The sequence below is a fragment of the Pseudomonas sp. M5 genome (assembly GCF_016907075.1).
Classification (GTDB): Bacteria; Pseudomonadota; Gammaproteobacteria; order Pseudomonadales; family Pseudomonadaceae; genus Aquipseudomonas; species Aquipseudomonas putida_E.
In genome coordinates this window covers 775,292-794,938 of record NZ_JAFBBH010000001.1, presented here as the reverse complement: position 1 = coordinate 794,938, position 19,647 = coordinate 775,292, and the positions used below count along the sequence as shown (strand labels likewise).

Annotated in this window: 13 protein-coding genes; 9 read left to right on the top strand and 4 right to left on the bottom strand. The window is 63.1% G+C overall.

The genetic code is table 11. From position 1 onward, the window contains the following. Positions 1-9: 9 nt before the first annotated feature. On the bottom strand, positions 10-2,364 hold the full coding sequence (locus JOE27_RS03690; RefSeq protein ID WP_204917921.1) for a tetratricopeptide repeat protein: 2,355 nt from the start codon (positions 2,362-2,364) through the stop codon (positions 10-12). Between the two features lie 327 nt (positions 2,365-2,691). After that, a complete protein-coding gene (locus JOE27_RS03685) occupies positions 2,692-4,761 on the bottom strand; it encodes a PAS domain-containing sensor histidine kinase (RefSeq protein WP_204920611.1) in 2,070 nt (689 codons plus the stop codon). Positions 4,762-4,930: 169 nt separating this feature from the next. Here JOE27_RS03685 and JOE27_RS03680 point away from each other — a divergent pair, with 169 nt between their 5' ends. The 9 genes from JOE27_RS03680 (at position 4,931) to JOE27_RS03640 (ending at position 17,253) form a co-directional block, all read left to right on the top strand. Continuing rightward, a complete protein-coding gene (locus JOE27_RS03680; protein WP_204917919.1) occupies positions 4,931-5,851 on the top strand; it encodes a bestrophin family ion channel in 921 nt (306 codons plus the stop codon). Between the two features lie 137 nt (positions 5,852-5,988). Further along, positions 5,989-6,996 (top strand): zinc-binding alcohol dehydrogenase family protein, encoded by a 1,008-nt coding sequence (locus JOE27_RS03675; protein ID WP_204917917.1) that lies wholly within the window; start codon positions 5,989-5,991, stop codon positions 6,994-6,996. Between the two features lie 194 nt (positions 6,997-7,190). Further along, on the top strand, positions 7,191-7,391 hold the full coding sequence (locus JOE27_RS03670) for a hypothetical protein (RefSeq protein ID WP_204920660.1): 201 nt from the start codon (positions 7,191-7,193) through the stop codon (positions 7,389-7,391). A 229-nt stretch (positions 7,392-7,620) separates the two neighbouring features. After that, entirely contained in the window at positions 7,621-10,155 is a 2,535-nt protein-coding gene (locus JOE27_RS03665) for an HWE histidine kinase domain-containing protein (RefSeq protein ID WP_204917915.1), read from the top strand. A 178-nt stretch (positions 10,156-10,333) separates the two neighbouring features. Further along, positions 10,334-11,707: an APC family permease gene (locus tag JOE27_RS03660; protein ID WP_115274942.1), complete on the top strand. Its 1,374-nt coding sequence runs from the start codon at positions 10,334-10,336 to the stop codon at positions 11,705-11,707. A gap of 88 nt (positions 11,708-11,795) precedes the next feature. Further along, positions 11,796-12,983, top strand: coding sequence for an MFS transporter (locus tag JOE27_RS03655; protein WP_204917913.1), 1,188 nt, complete (start codon positions 11,796-11,798; stop codon positions 12,981-12,983). A gap of 224 nt (positions 12,984-13,207) precedes the next feature. Further along, entirely contained in the window at positions 13,208-14,215 is a 1,008-nt protein-coding gene (locus JOE27_RS03650) for a hypothetical protein (RefSeq protein ID WP_119688990.1), read from the top strand. 27 nt (positions 14,216-14,242) lie between these two features. Continuing rightward, positions 14,243-16,189, top strand: a complete 1,947-nt coding sequence (locus JOE27_RS03645) for a LodA/GoxA family CTQ-dependent oxidase (protein WP_204917910.1) — start codon at positions 14,243-14,245, stop codon at positions 16,187-16,189. Then, on the top strand, positions 16,186-17,253 hold the full coding sequence (locus JOE27_RS03640; RefSeq protein WP_204917908.1) for an NAD(P)/FAD-dependent oxidoreductase: 1,068 nt from the start codon (positions 16,186-16,188) through the stop codon (positions 17,251-17,253). The genes JOE27_RS03645 and JOE27_RS03640 overlap by 4 nt, the downstream gene beginning before the upstream one ends. Before the next feature lie 61 nt (positions 17,254-17,314). Here JOE27_RS03640 and JOE27_RS03635 read toward each other — a convergent pair whose 3' ends face one another. Further along, positions 17,315-18,316: a D-glycerate dehydrogenase gene (locus JOE27_RS03635; RefSeq protein WP_119688987.1), complete on the bottom strand. Its 1,002-nt coding sequence runs from the start codon at positions 18,314-18,316 to the stop codon at positions 17,315-17,317. Positions 18,317-18,325: 9 nt separating this feature from the next. Next, a complete protein-coding gene (locus JOE27_RS03630) occupies positions 18,326-19,618 on the bottom strand; it encodes an MFS transporter (RefSeq protein ID WP_046786434.1) in 1,293 nt (430 codons plus the stop codon). Between the last annotated feature and the right edge of the window lie 29 nt (positions 19,619-19,647).

Genomic DNA, 19,647 nt, shown 5'->3' with positions numbered 1-19,647 from the left:
CGCGCCAGTTCAGTTGGTACTTTCATATTTTTGCCAATAGGGCTCGATGCCTTGCAGGCGCGGGTCATCGGGGGCCACTTTGCGCATGCGCTGCACATAGGCGTAGGCCTCACTGCGCTCACCGGCCAAGGCATGCAGGTAGATCAGCGAGTACAGCAGGTCGGCGTTGTCCGGTGCCTGCTCAAGGCCCCGTTCCAAAGCCACCAACGCTTCATCCCGACGGTTCATGCGTGACAGCAACAGGCCTTGGTTGTAGCGAATGCGCGTGTTGCCCGGCAGCGCGACAGCCGCGGTTTCCATCCAGCCCAGCGCCTCTTCGGGCTGGCGTCGCTCCACCAGCAGCAAGGCCAGCATGTAAGCCAGGTTGCCCCGATCGGTGGCCGGCATCTTGTCCAGTGCCACGCCTGCGCGCAGGACCTTTTCCGCTTCATCCAGCTGATTTTCGCCCGTTGCAAGGTTGGCCAGGTTGACGCGCGCAGGCACAAAGTACGGGTCCAGCCGCAGAGCCTGCCGGTATTGGTCCATGGCTTCGCCCTGCCGCCCCTGCCTGCTCAGCAGCACCGCCAGGTTCAAGCGCCCGCCGGGCAGGTCCGCATTGCCACGCAGGCGCGTCTCATAGTCGGCCAGAGCAGTGCTGAACGCGTCCAGAGACTGGGCAGGCACCTGCGCCTTAGGCACATCGGCCAACGCCCGGACGGCCTCATCGCGTACCGCCAGGGCGGGGTCTTCAAGCAATGGCAACAGCGGCTTGAGGCGCTGCTCCGCAGGCACGCTGACAAACCCCGACACCGCGTAGGCACGCACCAGCGGGCTCGGGTCTTTCAACGCCCAGCCCAGACTGATTAGAGCCTGTGGGCCGAGGTCGGCCATCTGTTCGGCAGCAGTGGCGCGCACGATGGCTGGCTTGCCCTTGCCGGCCAGCACCGTGCCCAACAGGCTCAACGGGATGCCGTCGCCATTACGTACCGCCTGGAAAGCCTCGCCAAACAGCACCGGCCGCTGCGGCTCGCCAAACCACCCCTCGATGGCCTTGGCTGCCCAGGCCGGTTGCTGGTCCGTGTGGCAGGCGGTGCAGGCATCGGGGCTGTCGACCTTGCTTGCCAGGTCCGGCCGCGGGATGCGCAGGCTGTGGTCGCGCCGTGGGTCGACCACCATGTAGGTCTTGGTCGGCATGTGGCAGCTCACGCACTGTGCGCCAGGGCTGCCTGGCGCGTGATGATGGTGAGCCGGCGTGTCGTAGTCCTTGGCTTGCAGGGAGGCGAAGCGCGCCACCGGTGGATTGCCGTTGTGGCATTGCAGGCACAGGCCGTTGCCTTCGACCTTCACCTTGTTGGTGTGCGGGTTGTGGCAATCGGTGCACCCCACCCCGGCGGCGTACATCTTGCTTTGGGTGAACGAGCCGAACTCGTATACCTCACCGTCAATCTGCCCATCGGCATGATAGAGGCCGGTGCGCAAGGTGGCCGGCAAACTCTGGTCAAGCTGCGGGTGGCCGGGCAGCTGGCCAACGCCCAGCGTTTGCCGGCGGCTATGGCAGAATGCGCACTGTTCGACCTGGCCCTGGCTGCCCAATGCCTTGTAGTCCACCGCAAGGCCCATGTCCTTGGCCGACGCTTGAGCATGGTCGCCCGGCGCGGCCTGCTTCGCCCAGTCGACATGCGCCTGCCCCGGCCCGTGACAGCTCTGGCAGCCGACATTCTGCTCTTTCCAGGTGGTGGCAAAGCTGTCCTGACGATCATCGTAGTTTTTCAGCAACTGCGTGGAGTGGCAGTCAGCGCACATACCGTTCCAGTTCTGATAGCGGCCGGTCCAGTGCAAGGGGTCGTCGGGGGCAAAACGTTGCCCTGGATACAGTGAGAACCAGCGCTGCCCGCCCTCGCCCTGTGCCCGGCTGTCCCAGGCGATGGTCAGAGCCTGCAGGCGCCCTCTGGGCAGCGCCACAAGGTACTGTTGCAACGGGTAGTGGCCGAAGGTGTAGAGGATCTGGAAGTCTGCCGGCTGCCCATCCTCACCCTCGGTATTGACGAAAAAACCGTCTGCCTTGCGAAAGAAGCGGGCCTTTACCCCAGCCTCATCGAAGGCGGCGTCCTTGAAGTTGCCCAGCACGTTGGTCTCGGTAGCCTCGCGCATGGCCCAGCCGTGGTCCGAATCTTTCCAGGCCTGGGCCTGCGTGGTGTGGCAGCCAAGGCATGTAGCGGTCGCCACATAGCCTTCGGTTTCCTTTGCAAGCCCCGGTAACTGGCCAGGGCCTTCAGCCGCAACCGCTATCGCGTTCGGGCCGAGCAACAGCGTGATCACAACAGCCAAACACCAGCCAATACCAAAATACCAAAACGCGCCTTTCCCTTCGTTGCAACGCCCCATCCTTAAGCTCCACGGTCAATGCTCAAAACGGCCCGTTGGGCGCAATGCCAGTCAGTCAGGGTTATCAGGGCTGCTACGCAGCCCATCGCTGGCAAGCCAGCTCCCACCCGGAGCGCGCAGTTCTTGAGGTCTGCGTTATACATGTAGGAGCTGGCTTGCCGGCGATGGGCCGCAGAGCGGCCCCAAATCGTTTGGCTGACTGGTGTTACCCCTTGAACTCTTGTGACATCCCATTCACCTACATCTGCGTGATCAGACTAGCGCACAACCCGGGCAAGAAAAGTCGGCATGGGAAAATAACTCAGCCTGGTTTGCCCGAGTGCAGAACTACCGGCCTGTCTGTTTCAGCAAAACATTCACGTTCAGTGTCAGCGCGTCGAGCGCGAACGGTTTTGTGAGCACTGCCGTATTCGCCTCCATCGGCGTGTCGCTCAGCACATTCGGCTGCGCATACCCGGTCATGAACAACACCGGCAACCCAGGCCTGCAAAGGCGGACGGTCTGCGCCATCTGCCGACCGTCAATACCGCCCGGCAAGCCAATGTCCGTAACCAAAAGGTCGATACGGGTATCCGAGCGCAGCAGTTGCAGGCCCGCCAAGCTGTCAGCGGCTTCAATCACTACGTAACCACAGCTGCCCAGGGTTTCGCTGACAAACATGCGCACCGAGGGCTCGTCGTCGACCACCAATACCGTTTCACCGGACAACGCTGTTGGCACCTTGACCGGTGTTTGCTCACACACCTCCCTGTCGACCTGGGCGGCGTGGCTTGGTAACTGAAGGAAGACGCGTGTGCCGGCGCCCTCCTGCGATTCAATCTTGACCTGGCCCCCGGACTGCTTGGCGAACCCATAGATCATCGACAAGCCCAGCCCGGTGCCTGCGCCAACTGGTTTGGTCGTGAAAAAGGGCTCGAATGCGCGGCTGAGTGTCTCGGCATTCATGCCGATACCATCGTCGGCCACGCAAATGGTCAGGAACATTCCGGCGTTGAGCTCTGGATCCAGCCCAGGCCCCTGCGGCAGAAACTGGTTTGAAGTAGTGACGGCTATCTCGCTGCCACCGGCATCACGGGCATTGATACAAAGATTGAGCAGCGCATTTTCGACTTGCGCCGGGTCAACCAGGCAGGTGCTTGCCTGGGCACCCAATTCCACCTGAAGGTGAATCGAAGGGCCGACCGTCCGACGAATCAGCTCTTCCATGTCGCTGATCAACGTATTCACATCTGTATGCTCGGGCAGCAACGTCTGCCGACGAGAGAAGGCCAGCAACCTGTGCGTGAGCGAGGCAGCCCGCTGCGCCGCCCCCTGCGCCACCGACAAGTAGCGCTCCACATCGGCGACTCGACCCTGTTTCAGGCGCAGCTTGATCAGGTCGAGGCTGCCGGTGATACCTGCCAGGAGGTTGTTGAAGTCGTGGGCAATCCCCCCGGTCAGCTGGCCGACCGCTTCCATCTTTTGTGACTGACGAAGTGCCGCCTGCGCCGCTTCACGTTCGGCAACGGCTTGCTCGATGCGTGCTTCCAGCGTGCGGTTGAGCTCAAGTAACTTGGATTCAGCATTTTTCCGGGCCGTTACATCGATAGAGGACCCGATCAGCCCCATGACTTCTCCGGTGTCGCTCAACAGCGGGGCCTTGATGGAAAGCCAGTAAGTTGCCGAGCCATCGGGCATGTCCACCTGCTCTTCGATCTGCTCGGCTACCCCACCATGCATGATGCGCTGATCTGTTTCCATCACCTGGCGAGCCTGGGCTTTGTCCTCCAGGAACTCGATATCGGTCTTTCCCAGGTAGAACTCCGGCGGCTTGCCGATCAGTTGCGTGGCACCATGATTGGCCACCAGCATGCGTCCTGCCAGGTCCTTGGCATAGACAACCCCTGGCACCGCTGCCGTGAATGTTCGCAGCAGGGCCGACATCCTGTCGCGCTCAGCCTCTGCCGAGCGGCGCGATTCGATATCCATGAGTATGCCAGGGAACCTCACTGCCACACCTTGTGGGTCGAGCTGTGCACGGCCATTGGCCTCGACCCATCGATAGCCGCCATCATCGTGTCTAACCCGGTATTCGCACCTGAACGCACCACCGCGGCCCATCGCTTGCTGGATGTCGGCCCAGACACGCTCTTGGTCGTGCGGGTGAATCGAGGCAAACGCTTCTTCGATCGGTATGCCCGCCATGCACCTGTCGGCGGGCAGCCCGAAGGATCGGGAGAAGCGTTCATCGGCTGTGACCTGGTTATTGGGGATATCCCATAACCAGGTGCCGATGATCGCGCCTGCATCGAGCGCCAGCTGCAATCGCTCGGCAGTATTGGTTGGAAACGCATGTTCCTGGCTCTGCGCTGCAGATGCGCCAGTAGGGCTGTAAATGCCAGGACGTTCGCGATCCATAACCTGTCTCTTAATGGCAACTGTCGGCCATGGTCGCATACCTGCGCCAAGCGCCGGAAGGCTCACCATACTTAGGCTCAAGATTAAGCTGCGATTAAGTCTGGCACCTTAACCTGTCCCCAGCAAAGGCGCTTTCCCCCGCCTTTTTGGGCTTACAAGGAGTTCTGCCATGACCCATGCACTGGATATGAAATGGAAATGCCTGGCCAGGACGGTGACATACGTCGGCTGGTCGCTGCTCTGGTTATTGCTGTGGGACGTAGTTGTTACGTTTGATGCCATGCTGGTCACAGGCTACGGGCTTGAGCTGCCCCTGATGCCCCTGACGCTCTTGTGTTCCGCGCTGGTGGTGCTTATCAGCTTTCGCAACTCCAGTGCGTACAATCGCTGGTGGGAGGCCAGGACACTGTGGGGCTCGATGGTCAACAGCTCCCGCAGCCTGGGCAGGCAGGTACTTACCCTCATCGACGATACCCATGACCTGAACCCGGTAAAAGCCCAACTCATGCGGCGGCATGTGGCTTACCTGCATGCCCTGCGCATGCACCTTGGCGGTGACAGGAACCCTGAAGCGCTGGCCGCTTTGCTCACTGAAAGTGAACGGGCCCGCCTGGCGGGAACCAGCAATTTGCCCAACGACATTCTCAGCGGTTCGGCAGAACTGATCACGCGCGAGTTCAACGAAGGCCGGCTGGACAGCATCAGGCTGGCGCGCATCGAGTCGACGCTGGTAGACCTTTCAAACTGGCAAGGTGGCATGGAGCGTATCGCCAATACACCGCTGCCCTACCCTTATGTGTATTTCCCAAGGCTGTTCGGCACGCTGTTCTGCATCATCATGCCGCTGAGCCTCGTCCCCTCCCTGGGCTGGTTCACACCGGTGGTGTCGACGGTCGTGGGCTGCATGCTGCTGGCCATGGAGCGCATCGGCACGGACCTTCAGGCGCCTTTCGGCAACAGCCAGCACCGCATCCGCACCGAAGACTTTTGCCGCAATATCGAAAGCAACCTCAAGTCGATGTTCAACTCGCCAGAACGAGGGGTGCTGTCACTCTGCGGTGAGCCAACGCCGGCACTGCAGAGGCTTTGATCCGCACCAAGCGAAACATGCGGGGCCCGCCTGACTTTCACTGCAAAAGTGAAAGTCTTATCCAATTCCCCCTGTTTTTGACTCAACACAATGCAGATAGCCTGACCAGCACTCCTTCCACTATCGAGGTAATGGCAATGAAGGCCATTGTTTTCACCCAACCCGGTTTGCCGATTCAAGACCCGCAATCGCTGTATGAGGCAGACCTGCCCAACCCAACTCCGGGTGCCCGTGATCTGTTGGTCGAAATCAAGGCCATTGCGGTAAACCCGGTCGATACCAAAGTGCGCGCGTCACGCAGCGCCGACCAACCCCAGGTGCTGGGCTGGGATGCGGTAGGTATCGTGCGCGAGGTGGGCAATGCCGTGACACTGTTCCAGCCAGGTGACGAGGTGTTCTATGCCGGTGCCATCGACCGCCCTGGCAGCTACAGCGAGTATCATCTGGTGGATGAGCGCATCGTCGGGCGCAAACCCCGCAGCCTGGACAATGCCAGCGCTGCAGCCTTGCCGCTGACGTCCATCACCGCCTGGGAACTGCTGTTCGACCGGTTGGGCGTCGAGCAGCACGGTGGCAAGGGGCAAAGCCTGCTGATCATTGGCGCCGCTGGCGGCGTCGGCTCGATCCTGGTGCAACTGGCCAGGCAGCTCACCCAACTGACCGTGATCGGCACGGCCTCCCGCCCGCAAACTCAGCAATGGGTCAGCGAACTGGGCGCCCACCACGTCATCGATCACACGGTTTCGATTCCACAACAACTGGCGGAACTCAAGCTGGAGCCAGTGGATTACGTGATCAGCCTGACGCACACCGACACTTACCTGGCGCAACTGGTGGAAGTGCTGCGGCCGCAAGGCAAGCTTGCGCTGATCGATGACCCCGCACAACTGGACGTCGTGCCGCTCAAACGCAAGTCACTGTCCCTGCACTGGGAGCTGATGTTCACGCGTTCGCTTTACACGACTGAAGACATGATCAAACAGCATCAGTTGCTCGAGCGCGTATCGGCCCTGGTCGACGAGGGTGTGCTCAAAACCACCGTAGGCGAGCACTTCGGTGCAATAAACGCTGACAACCTCAGGCGCGCCCATGCCCTGCTCGAAAGCGGTAAGGCCCGCGGCAAGGTCGTGCTGGAAGGTTTCTGAACCAAAGGTTCATGGCAAAACTGCAGCACCCGGTGATGATGTGCATCGGCGTGTTGGCCACCCGGATACCGGATCACATGGGAGCATCACTGCTGTGCCCCGAAGGCGCTCATTCTGCCAAAGCAGGCGCAAGGAGTGCCACGGCAGCCAGGCCAGGCTGCATCCCTGAGCCCTGGGCGGTAAGGTACGGGGCATTGCGCAACCCAACTGCCAAGGAGGTGGCCATGGCGCTGTTCTGTAGGCTGAGTTTGTTGACCCTGCTCGCTGGCATGTTGCTGGGTGACATCGTGATCGCCACGGTAGGCCTGGTCGGCGTATGTGGAGCTGCCGTTTACCTCGACATCCGCCAGGATGCACACAATGATGCGCCCAACGAACCGGACTTTCTGGCATAGGTAGGCCCGCCCCGGCGTGCTTGGCTCAAGCCTGCACATCCACGCCAACACACCGGTGCCCACTGATGGCCATTTGGGCAAAAGCTCGCGAAACCTCTACGACGCCAAGGTGACTAAGCCATAGGCGCAGGCTAGACTCGCCCATGAATACGACTGTAAACACTGCGTTTGCTTGAACATGCTCGGCGGTCACACAGGCAGCCGGCCTATGCACTGCCGGCGGGAACCCATGACCTTGCAACCTCACGTCAACTTGACCAATTGTGATCGCGAGCCGATCCAGATACCGGGCAGCATTCAGCCACACGGCTGTCTGCTCGCTTGCGACGCCTCTGCCAGCCTGGTCCTGCGCCACTCCGCAAATACCCCCCAAATGCTTAGCGTGGCCGGCGGCGTCAATGGTCAACGACTGGAGGCGATCATCGGTGTAGAGGCTGCCCACACGGTTCGCAACTCCCTGGCACGTGTGAAGGAAGCTTCCCGGCCAGCGCTGTCATTCGGCGTGCCGCTGGCTTCAGGCCAGGCGTTCGATGTGTCTGCCCACCTGTTCAAGGGCACTGTCATCCTCGAGTTCGAGCCCGCCAGCCAGAGCATCGCCGAACCGATCGAACTGGTGCGCACGGTCATCGCCCAGTTGCGCGAGATCGACCGCTCCGACAGGCTTGTGGCCGATACCGCCAAGCGTGTTCGTGCACTGCTGGGTTACGACCGCGTGATGATCTATCAGCTCGGCGCCGACGGCGCGGGCAAGGTTGTAGCCGAAGCCCGGCGTAGTGGGCTTGAAAGCTTTCTGGGGCAATACTTTCCGGCATCGGATATTCCCCAGCAGGCCCGTGCACTGTATTTGCGCAACCCTGTGAGGGTGATTGCCGACGCCAACTTCAAGACCGTGCCGCTCGAGCCGGTGCTGGATTTGTCTGGCGAGCCGCTCGACCTGTCCTACGCGCACCTGCGCAGCGTTTCACCGATTCACTGCGAATACCTGAACAACATGGGCGTGGGCGCATCCATGTCCATTTCAGTGATCGTCGACGGTGCCCTTTGGGGGCTGATCGCCTGCCACCATTACGCACCACGCACGCTGAGCATGGGCCAACGGGTGGCCGCAGAAATGTTCGGCGAGTTCTTTTCCCTGCATATCCAGACACTGCAGGCCAGGCAAACCCTGGAGGCCGCTGCCCACGCCCGGCAGGTGCTGGACAACCTGCTGCACGATGCTCACCGCACAACGGCCATCGATGAACTGCTGCGCGCTCGCCTGAGCGACTTCCAGGCCCTCATACCCTGCGATGGCATTGGCATGTCGTTGCAAGGCCAATGGACCGTAGCCGGGCTGACGCCGCCAAGGCAGGCGGTGCCCGGGCTGCTCAGCTTCGCCGAGGGTGTCGCCGAAGGCCGCACTTGGGCGTCGAACTGCCTGTCGCTGGCGCACCCTGCAGCCCAGGACTATGCCACGGAGGTCTCGGGGGTACTGATCATCCCGATGTCGCAGCACCCACGGGACTACCTCATGCTGTTTCGCAAGGAGGTGATCGAAACCCTGGATTGGGCCGGTGACCCCAACAAGACCTACGAGAACGGCCCCCTGGGTGACCGCCTCACCCCCCGCAAGAGCTTCGCCGTGTGGAAGCAGACAGTCCACCACCACTGCCTGCCCTGGTCCGAGCAAGACCGCCAGTTTGGCGAAGCCATCCGTGCGGCGGTGGTCGAGGTCGCGCTGCATAACAGTGAGCTGCTGGCCGATGAGCGTTCCAGGGCGGATGTTCGCCAGCGGATGCTCAACGAGGAGCTCAACCACCGGGTGAAGAACATTCTTGCGCTCATCGGTGCGCTGGTCGCCCACCCCACCTCGGAAAACCAGACGCTCAGTGGTTATGTGGCGACGCTCAAGGGGCGTATCCAGGCGTTGTCCCTGGCACATGATCAGGTGGTCCGGGGTGACGGTGGCGGCCGTTTTGCCAGCTTGCTGGAGGCTGAGCTGTCGCCGTACCGCACCAGCGCCGATGCACTGGTGCTCAAGGGCCCCGGGCTGCTGCTCGATGCCCGCGCCTATTCGGTGATGGCTCTGGTGCTTCATGAGCTGGCGACCAATGCGGCAAAGTACGGCGCCCTGTCCAGGGCGGGCGGCAAGTTGACCGTCAACTGGGTTGTCGACACGGGCGGGGCCTGCGACATCACGTGGCGCGAGAGCGGCGGGCCAACCGTACGGGCACCGACGCGCAGCGGTTTCGGCTCGGTTCTGATCGAACGAAGCATCCCGTTCGACCTCGGTGGCAGCAGCACCCTTGAATACCGGCCAGAGGGCCTGCAAGGGTTCTTCCGGATTCCGGCAAAGCACCTGACGCTGGCCGAAGAGCTCGCCAGCGATACCCCGGCGGTTGCACAGCAGCCACAGGTAGACTGCAGCAGCCTGGTCAATGCGCGTGTGCTCATACTCGAAGACCAGTTGGTGATTGCGGTTGGCCTTGAGCAGATTCTGGCCGATGCGCAGGTGCAGGATGTGCTCACCGCAAGCTCCGAAGCCGAAGCCCTGAAGCTGCTTGCCAGCCACACGCCGGATGTCGCAGTGCTGGACATCAACCTGGGCACCGGCACCTCCATTGCCGTGGCCGAAGCGCTCACAAGCCTGGGCATCCCCTTCCTGTTCGCCACCGGCTATGGCGACAGCATGAACATCCCCGACCATTTGAAGCATGTGCCGGTGGTGCGCAAGCCCTACGACGCAGCCTCGATCCTGCACAACCTGGAAAGCCTGCTGGCCTAGCGCGTCACCTGCGTGTGGGTACCGTACAGGCTCCCCCCAAAGGGTGATTTCGGGTGCGCCGCGAGTGTGGGAGCATTCCCACGTCCCACCTCAAGCTCTGCCCCTGATCCAACGCCATCAACAGTATCGAGCCTGCTCGCATATTGCGGCGTCCTGCATCCAGAACCAGGAGTCAGCAATGCATACAACAACAAATACAGCCCATCCGCCCCACCCTGCGTCGCATCCCACCGCTTCAGGCCGCTTCAGAAAATCCATGGGCATGACAGCGCTGGTGCTGTTCGGCCTCGCCTACATGGTCCCCCTGGCCGTGTTCACCACCTACGGGCTGGTCACCCAGATGACCAAAGGGCACCTGCCCACCGCCTACCTGCTGACCCTCGCCGCCATGTTGCTCACCGCCTACAGCTATGGCCGCATGGTCCAGGCGCACCCCTACTCCGGCTCGGTCTACACCTACACCCGCAAAGCCTTCGGCAGCCACTTTGGTTTCATCGCCGGCTGGACCCTGCTGCTCGACTACATCTTCCTGCCCTTGCTCAGCTACCTGCTGATCGGCATCTACATGTCCGAGTACTTCCCGGCGGTGCCTGCCTGGGTGTGGGTGCTCGGCTCGATCGCCCTGGTCACCTTCCTCAACCTGATAGGCATCGAATCGATCACACGGGTCAACTGGATACTGGTGGTAGCGCAACTGGTGTTCATCGTCGTCTTCGTCGCGCTGTCGGTGCGCAACCTCAGCGACCAGAGCGCGCCGGTGTCATTGCTGGCACCGTTCCACCATGAGGGCTTCAGCGTTGCGCTGGTCATGGCCGGCGCTGCGGTGCTGTGCCTGTCGTTTCTGGGTTTCGACGCAGTGTCGACCATGGCCGAGGAAACCAGCGACCCGACCCGGCGTATCCCGCAGGCCATCATGGCAGTGTCGGTGATCGGTGGCCTGCTGTTTCTGCTGGTGTCGTACTGCGCCCAGATGGTCTTCCCCGATTGGACATCTTTCGCTGACCCGGACTCCGCCTCGGTGGATGTGATGCGCCATGTCGGTGGCGAACTGCTGGTGACCGGCTTTACCGCCACCTACGTGGCCGGCTGCTTCGCCTCGGCCATGGTGTCCCAGGCCAGCGTGTCCCGCGTGCTGTTCGCCATGGGCCGCGACGGTGCATTGCCGCGGGCCTTTGGCCGCCTGGTGACGAAAAAGCGCGTGCCGGCCACGGCGATCATGCTGGTCAGCACCCTGTCGCTGGTCGCCCTGTTCATCACCCTGGACACCGTCGCCAACATGATCAGCTTCGGCGCGCTGTTCGCCTTCTCTGCAGTCAACCTGGCGGTGGTCAAGCATTACCTGGTCGACCAGAAGCTGCGTGGCACACGCAACTGCCTGCTATATGGCGCGCTGCCGGCGCTGGGCTTTTTGAGCACACTGTGGCTGTGGAGCAGCCTGTCGAGCATGTCGTTCACCATCGGCCTGTGCTGGATGGCCGCAGGCTTCGTCTGCCTGCTGGGGCTGACCCGCGCCTTCCGGGTGAAGCTGCCCGACCTGCAGATGACGGACTGATCCGACAAGCCGTCATCCTCGACGCTCAGGGCGCGAATTGACTATGATCCCGACTTGAACGTTTCAGCATGTTTCAATAGGGACCCTAATGTCAGTTCAGGAAATACCGCCGGTCGCCCTCTCCAAAGGCGAAATCGGCAAGATGGAAGCCGCCATGGCCTTGGGCAGTTTTGCCATTGGCACCGGCGAATTCGCGATCATGGGGCTGATGCCGGACATCGCCGGCAACCTGCAACTGAGCGAACCGCAGGTAGGCCATGCGATCAGCGCCTACGCACTGGGCGTGGTGGTGGGTGCACCAGCGCTGGCCATTCTCGGCGCCAAGCTGCTGCGCAAGCACATGCTGCTTTTGTTGATGGCGCTGTATGCCGTCGGCAACCTGGCTACCGCGTTCGCCCCGTCATTCGCAGGCCTGGTGGCCTTCCGCTTCATCAGCGGCTTGCCCCATGGGGCGTACTTCGGCATCGCCGCGGTGGTTGCCTCGAGCATGGTGCCGAGCAACCAGCGCGCCGGTGCCGTGGCCCGGGTAATGATGGGCCTCACGCTGGCCATGTTGCTGGGCAACCCTGTGGCGACCTTGCTGGGGCAGTACTTCGGCTGGCGCTCGGCGTTTTTGCTGGTGGGCCTGATCGCTGTGTGCACCATCGCGCTGGTCTGGCAGTACGTGCCGCAGCGGCGCGATGAAACACGCAGCGACCCACGCAAGGAGCTGCAAGCGTTCACCCTGCCGCAGGTGTGGATGGCGCTGGCCATCGCCTCGATCGGTTTTGCCGGCATGTTCTGTGTGTTCAGCTACCTCGCGCCGACCATGCTGGAGGTGACTCAGGTCGCTCCCCAGTGGATCCCCTTCGGCCTGGCCGCCTTCGGTATTGGCGGCATCATCGGCAACATTGCCGGCGGCAAGCTGTTCGACCGGCTGCAGTTCCGCGCCGTGGGCATCGTGCTGGTGTGGTCGACCGCCGTGCTGTTGTTCTTCACCATCGCTGCCCATTCGCTGTGGACACTGCTGCTGGGCATCGGCCTGGTCGGCACCATGATCGCCCTGGCCGCCCCCTTGCAGATCCGCCTGATGGACATCGCCCACGAAGCGCCGAGCCTGGCAGCGGCTTCCAACCATGCAGCCTTCAACCTGGCCAATGCCCTGGGGCCTTGGTTTGGCGGCATGGCCATCAGTGCCGGGCTGGGCTGGACCAGCACCGGCTATATCGGCGCCGCTGCGGCGCTGGTCGGGCTAGGGATTTACCTGCTAGCACGGCGCATGAAGGGCGGCCACTAAGCCCCTTGGTCGCAGCCCCCGCCAAACCGGGCTACTGGCGCGCAATGCCCGGTAGCCCCCTGGTAATGCCCCCTTCCCAACAAACCTTCGGCAGCACTGCCGACGACCGGTGCTTGCCAACCGCCCCGCTCGGCTAGACTCCAAATCTCAAGTGAAAGGCCTCCCCCGGGCAGCACTTGCGGGCCCAGGATGCAGCCCCCGAAAACAAGACAAGGAATGTTGCCATGAACCGTACCGACTGTGATTCGGCCATAGCCTGCATCGAAAACGTTTTCATCGACCAGGTGCAGAAAAAACGCATCGCTGCCGGCCAGTGCCCGGCACGCCGTCCCGTCTTCCTTCGGCTGCATGGCGTGGCGCATGCCACGCTTGAAGTGTTGCCTACCCCTGCAGGCGTGACGCCCGCAGGGCTGTTCGCCAGACCCGCCAGCTACCCGGCATGGGTGCGTTTCTCCAGTGATATCCCTGATGACCGCCCCGACCTCAAAAGCACCGTAGGCGTCTCGTTCAAGCTGTTCGACGTGCCCGGTGAAAAAAGCCTAGAACCCGACGGTCAGGCACCGACACTGGACTTTCTGTTCCAGAACTTCCCGGTGTTCTTCGTCGATGACGCCGCCGGTTTCTGCAGTTTCCTGCAAGACTCCGAGGCCTACATCGCCAAACATCCGCTGACCGGCCAACTGCTAGACGAGATGGAAAAGACCGTCCCCACCGCCCTGGGCGAAAAAGTCTGGAGCGTGATTCCCTTCAAGTACAGCGATACCTGGTGCAAATACATCCTTGAACCGGAGCAGGCGCCCACACCCGGCAACCCCGACTACAACGACCCCAACTACCTGGCCAAGGACCTTGAGCAACGCCTCGCCGCTCAGCCGTTCCGCTACCGGCTGCTCATGCAACGCCGCGTGGGCGGCGATGACATGCCGCTGGACCGCGCCACCGCACGCTGGGACGAGCAGCTTTCCGTGCCCTTGCACGTGGCTACCCTGGTGATTCCAGCCCAGGACATCACCACCCATACCCAGGCCGATTACGGTGAAGCACTGGCGTTCAACCCGGCCCGCACGCTCAAAGGGTTTGAAGCAGTGGGCAGCATCGCTGAAGCACGCCGGCACATCTACCGGGTCTCGGCGGACCTGCGCCGCAACGTCAACGGCCAGACTGTCGGCGAGCCTCAGGTCCCGCGCCCTACCGAACTACCGGTCACCCCCCCTGTGCCGAGCGCACGCTGACACCCACCCACCGCAAGGAGCGCACACATGACCGACACCTACCACGCTGCCGCCCTCGACAGCATCGTGCGAGCCGCCATTCACCCGGCCATCGGCATCGCCCGGTTGGGCAACAGCCAACGCCCCGACGGCTATTTCATCGGCCCCGAAACCACCGGGCCCACAGCCATCGACGCGCAGTCGATGCGCGACCAAAACGGTGCTATCAAGCGCCAGGCCGCACGTTTCAGGGTGTATGGCTACAATGCCGCAGGCGAGGTGGTGGCCGAACTCACGGCAGAAAACGCCACCATCAAGTGGAATGTGCATCTGGCCAACCGCAAGGCGCAGTGGTACGCCTTCGTGCTGGCCCTGGACGTGCCCGCCGCCCGCGACCTGCAAGTGCCCTTGCGCAACCCGCAAGTGCTCGGCGAACAGCGCGAGCAACTCGCCATCGACCCCGGCCCGCGCAGTATCAGCGGTTTCGAGCAGCAGGGTGAACAGTACCACTTCGACTCCGGGCGGTTCCTCGGCACCCCCGTGCCGCTCGGTGAACTGCGCACCGACGAAGCCGGGCGCCTGCTGGTGCTGGGCGGCTTTGGCAGCTCAGGGTCGCCGCAAGGTACGCCCATCTTCGATCCGGCAAACCCCTCGACCTTTGCCAACGCGCCGGGCTGGCACGACGACACAGCGGACGGTCCGGTGACCGCAACGGTCAGCATCAATGGCAGCGAGCTGCAAGTCGAAGGCGCCTGGGTGGTCTGCGCGCAGCCCAACTACTCGCCCAACACCCTTAGCTGGCGGACCATGTACGACCTGCTGTTCGATACCTATGTGCAGTACGGCTGGCTCCAGGCACCGGAACAGGTGTCGTTCCGCAAGCACGTGCTGCCTGTATTACTGCGCATGAGTGGCCTGCAGTGGGTCAACAAGGGCTTCGCGGCGATGTTCGGCAGTGGCGGCCCTTTCGATTTCAACGACCCGGCGTTGCTCGGCAAACTGGCCGCCGTCCCCGACAGTGAAACCCAGGATGCCTACGGGCAACTGCGCCGTACGGTGTACAACGCCTTTCGTGCCAGCGACAACCCTGTGTACGACCCGCGTACCTGGCCATGGATCTACGGCGACACCTTTGGCGAGGAGGTCCCTTCGCCCACCGATATGCTCAGCGCTTCCGGCGTGCGCGACCAGGTGCTCGCGCGCTGGGTGGCAGGCGATTTCGTCGACGACTGGGACCGCAAGCTGCCCTCGCACCTGCCGTTCGATAAGGTAAAGGTCAGCGAGCAGCCCGCGATGCTCGACCAGGCTGCGCTGGACCATTGTGTGGCCGATGCCTTCCACCCGGGTATCGAGATGAGCTGGCCCATGCGCAACCTGTCGTTGTACAGCGCGCCCTGGCGGATCAAGCATGACGATGGGGAGGCTGGCGAACCCGATTACGGCCCGCACCTGTCCCAGGCCCAGGTGCTTTCCCCTACGGGGCCGCTGAACGGCCAGCGCCCTGGCGGCATCAGCCGCTGGATGGCATTGCCGTGGCAGGTCGATGCCGCCGGTTGCCGGTCGGGCTACGACCATCAGTACGACCCTTACCTACCAACGTTCTGGCCAGCGCGGGTACCGAACCAGGTGCTGACCGAAGAGGACTATCGTATCGCCATCGACAGCAGCCAGCCCCGCGAAGAACGGCTGGCCGCATTCAACCGCCGCGCGCATTGGGACCGCAACCTCGCAGGCGATACCTTTGCCGACAAGGCCCAGTGCATGGCCGAGCATTTCGGCGACATCGGCATTGTCGGCGAGCGTCCCGGCGTACCCGACGACCCTGAACTGCCCGCGCTGATGCAAGTGGAAACCCGCAACGCGGCATTGACCCGCACCCCGCGCCTGCGCGCAGCGGTTTCCACCGGCAACCCGGCGCTGGACCGCTCGCTGCGCGAAGCAGGCTGGGAAAGCCTGGAGCACTATCGCCAGGCCCTGAGCCGGTTCCGGCATTGAGGGTCGATGTGCTGGTGATCGGCGCCGGTACTGCCGGCGCCGTCATCGCGCGGCAACTGCACCGCGCCGGCCAGGCTACGCTGCTGGTGGGCCGACCAGGGGCAGGCTTGCGGCCTGGCGAAAGCCTGCCTGGCGCGGCCCGCCCGCTGTTGCGCGACCTGGGCCTGCTGAGCGTCCTGGACCACAGCGCACCGCTGCCCAATCTGGGCAACCTGGTGAGCTGGGACAACGACACCCTGCAGCCCACCGATTTCATTCAAGACCCCCACGGCCTGGGTTGGCACCTGGACCGGCCACGTTTCGACGCCTGTTTGCTTGAGGCGGCGCGCAGTGATGGCGTGCTGCATATAGACGCCCAGGTCAACCGCGTGCAGCGTCTGCCCGAAGGCTGGCGCGTTGGCACTCAAGCGGGCGACTTCAGCGCAGGCTTCGTCGTCGATGCCAGTGGCCGACACGGTGTATTGCGTCGCCGGCTGGGGCTTGCACGCATCTGCGATACGCCGCTGGTGGCGGTGTATGCCAGCGCGCGCGACGCCCATGAGGATCACCGTACGGTATTGGAAGCCACGCCCGAGGGCTGGTGGTACAGCGCCTGCCTGCCTGGCGGCCGGCGTATTGCCGTGTTGCATACCGATGCCGGGAACGCCTCGCGACTGATTCACACGCCGTCGCTATGGCATCAGGGGCTTGCCGGTACCCGGTACCTGCAGCACTGGTGCCGGGCCAGCGAGGGCTGGAGCCCGCTGAGCGCTACCGGTGCAGGCGGTGGCGCATTGTGCACGGCGCAAGGCTCTGACTGGCTGGCGGTGGGTGATGCGGCGCTGGCCTTCGACCCGCTGTCTTCGCAGGGCATTTTCAACGCGCTGTACACAGCGCTGCGCGGTGCGCAAGCCGTGGTGGCTCACCATCGCGGCGATCAACTGGGCGCGCAAGCGTATTCTGGCCAACTGCACCAGGTGCGCGAGCATTACCTGCGCCGTGTGCGTTACTACTACCAGGCCCAGACACGCTGGCCGCAGGCGCACTTCTGGCGCCTGCGTCGCAATGAGGCACTGCGCGCCTGACCTGGGGCGTTGCAGTGCACGGCACCGGCCTTGCCGCTGAACCGCTGCTACAGCGATTGCGTCAGGGTTGCGACCTAGAGGGGCTTGGCGCTCGCCACGCGCCCTCGTTCACCAGGTTCGCCGGCCGCTCGCCCGCCAACGCGCTCAACAGATTCTCTACCGCACAGCGCGCCATGGCCTCACGGGTTTCGTGGGTCGCCGAGCCGATGTGCGGCGTGGCCACCACGTTGTCCAGTTGCAACAGTGGTGAGTGGGCCGGCAGTGGTTCCTGTACGAACACATCCAGCCCGGCGCCGCGGATGCGCTTGGCCTGCAACGCCGCAAGCAGTGCCTGTTCATCCACCACACGCCCGCGGGCAATGTTCACCAGGATCGCCTCGGGCTTCATCAGCGAAAGCTCCCGTGCGCCGATCAGGCCTTCGGTGCTGGCGCTCAAGGGCACCGTCAAACAGACAAAATCCGCCTCGCTCAGCAGCTCGTCCAGGGTGCGATACCGGGCACCATAGCGGGCGTCCACCTCTGGCTTGGCTCGCGAACTGTGGTACAGCACGCGCATGCCGAACCCGGCCGCACCACGGCGGGCCAAGGCCTCACCAATGCGCCCCATGCCGACGATGCCCAAGGTCTTGCCATGCACATCACTGCCAAAATGCGCCGGCCCAAGGTTGGCCTGCCAGTGGCCGTCACGTACCCAGCCGGCCAGCTCCACCACCCGCCGGGCAGTGGCCAGGATCAAGGCAAAGCCGGTGTCGGCGGTGGTCTCGGTCAATACATCAGGGGTGTTGGTCAGCATCACGCCACGGCGGGTCAGCTCGGCAATGTCGTAGTTGTCGACGCCAACCGACACACTGGCCACCACTTCAAGCTGTGGCGCCAGGTCCAGCAGGCTGCTGTCCAGCCGCAAACTGGCGCCCAGCAGGCCATGGGCACCGGGCAAGGCATCGCGCAGCCGGGCCAGGCCATCACTGCCGGAGGTATCCACCCAGGTCACCTCGACCTGCTGTTGCAGGCGCGCCAGCAGGGCCTCGGGCAGGCGCTTGTAAAGGACGATTCGCTTTTTCATAGCCGTTTCCTATTGGCTCATTGCCAGGCGCTGGCTGCGGGGCTTGGCCTGGCCGGAGGTTTGTGATGTTTTCAGCGCAGCCGTGAGCGCCACTGCCGTCAGCAGCGCACCGCACATGAACAGGTAAGAAGCGCCAGGGCCACCGGTGGCGCCATTGAGATAGCCGACCAGCCACGAGCCACCGAACGAACCCAGCGCGCCCATGCTGTTGATCAGGGCCATGGCCCCACCGGCCACGTTGCTGGGCAGGATCTCCGGCACGATGGCGAAGAACGGGCCATAGGGGGCGTACATGCAAGCCCCGGCAAGCACCAGCAGCGCATAGGACGCCCAGAAATGCTCGGTGCCCAAGGCGTAGGAGCCATAGAAGGCCAACGCGGCGATCAGCAAGGGTGGCCAGACGAAACGCTTGCGCTTCTGCAGTTTGTCAGAGGCCCACGACACCCCGACCATGGCCACGACCGCCGCCAGGTAGGGCACCGAGGCCAGCCAACCGGCCTCGACGATGTCGACGTTCGCCGCTTGCTTGAGGATAGACGGCAGCCACAGCACGAAGCCGTACACCCCGATGCTCCAGCAAAAATACTGCAGCGACAGCACGATGACCTGCGGCGAGCGAAACGCCTCGCGGTAGTTCTTAACCGGTTTGATGCCTTGCTGTTCAGCGGCCAGGGCCTGTTCGAGCGCCGCTTTTTCCTGCTCGCTCAGCCAGCCCACCTGGGCTGGCCGGTCGTCCACCAGGCGCCACCAGATGAACGCCCAGAGCACCGCTGGCAGGCCCTCGATGATGAACATCCAGCGCCAGTCGAAATGCTTGATCAGGTACCCCGAGACCACCGACATCCACAGGATGGTCACCGGGTTGCCCAGCATCAGGAAGGTATTGGCGCGCGAGCGTTCGGCGCGGGTGAACCAGTGGCACAGGTACACCAGCATCGCCGGCATCACCGCCGCCTCGACCACCCCGAGCAGGAAGCGGATGCCGATCAGCAGGTAGACATTGCTGACCATGCCGGTCAGGGTCGCCAGGCTGCCCCAGAGGATCAGGCTGACGAAAATCAGCTTTTTGACGCTGCGTTTTTGCGCGTAGATGGCACCAGGCACCTGGAAGAAGAAGTACCCGAGGAAAAACAGCGCCCCCAGCAGGGACGACAGCGCCGGGGTGATCTTCAGGTCATCGGCCATGCCCGAGGCGGCGGCGAAGCCGTAGTTGGCGCGGTCGAGGTAGGCCAGGCTGTAAGTGACGAAGACGATCGGGATGATGTACCACCAACGGCGTGGGGCGAGGCTTGTCGATTGCATGATGCGGCTCCTGAGCTTGTTGTTTTTGT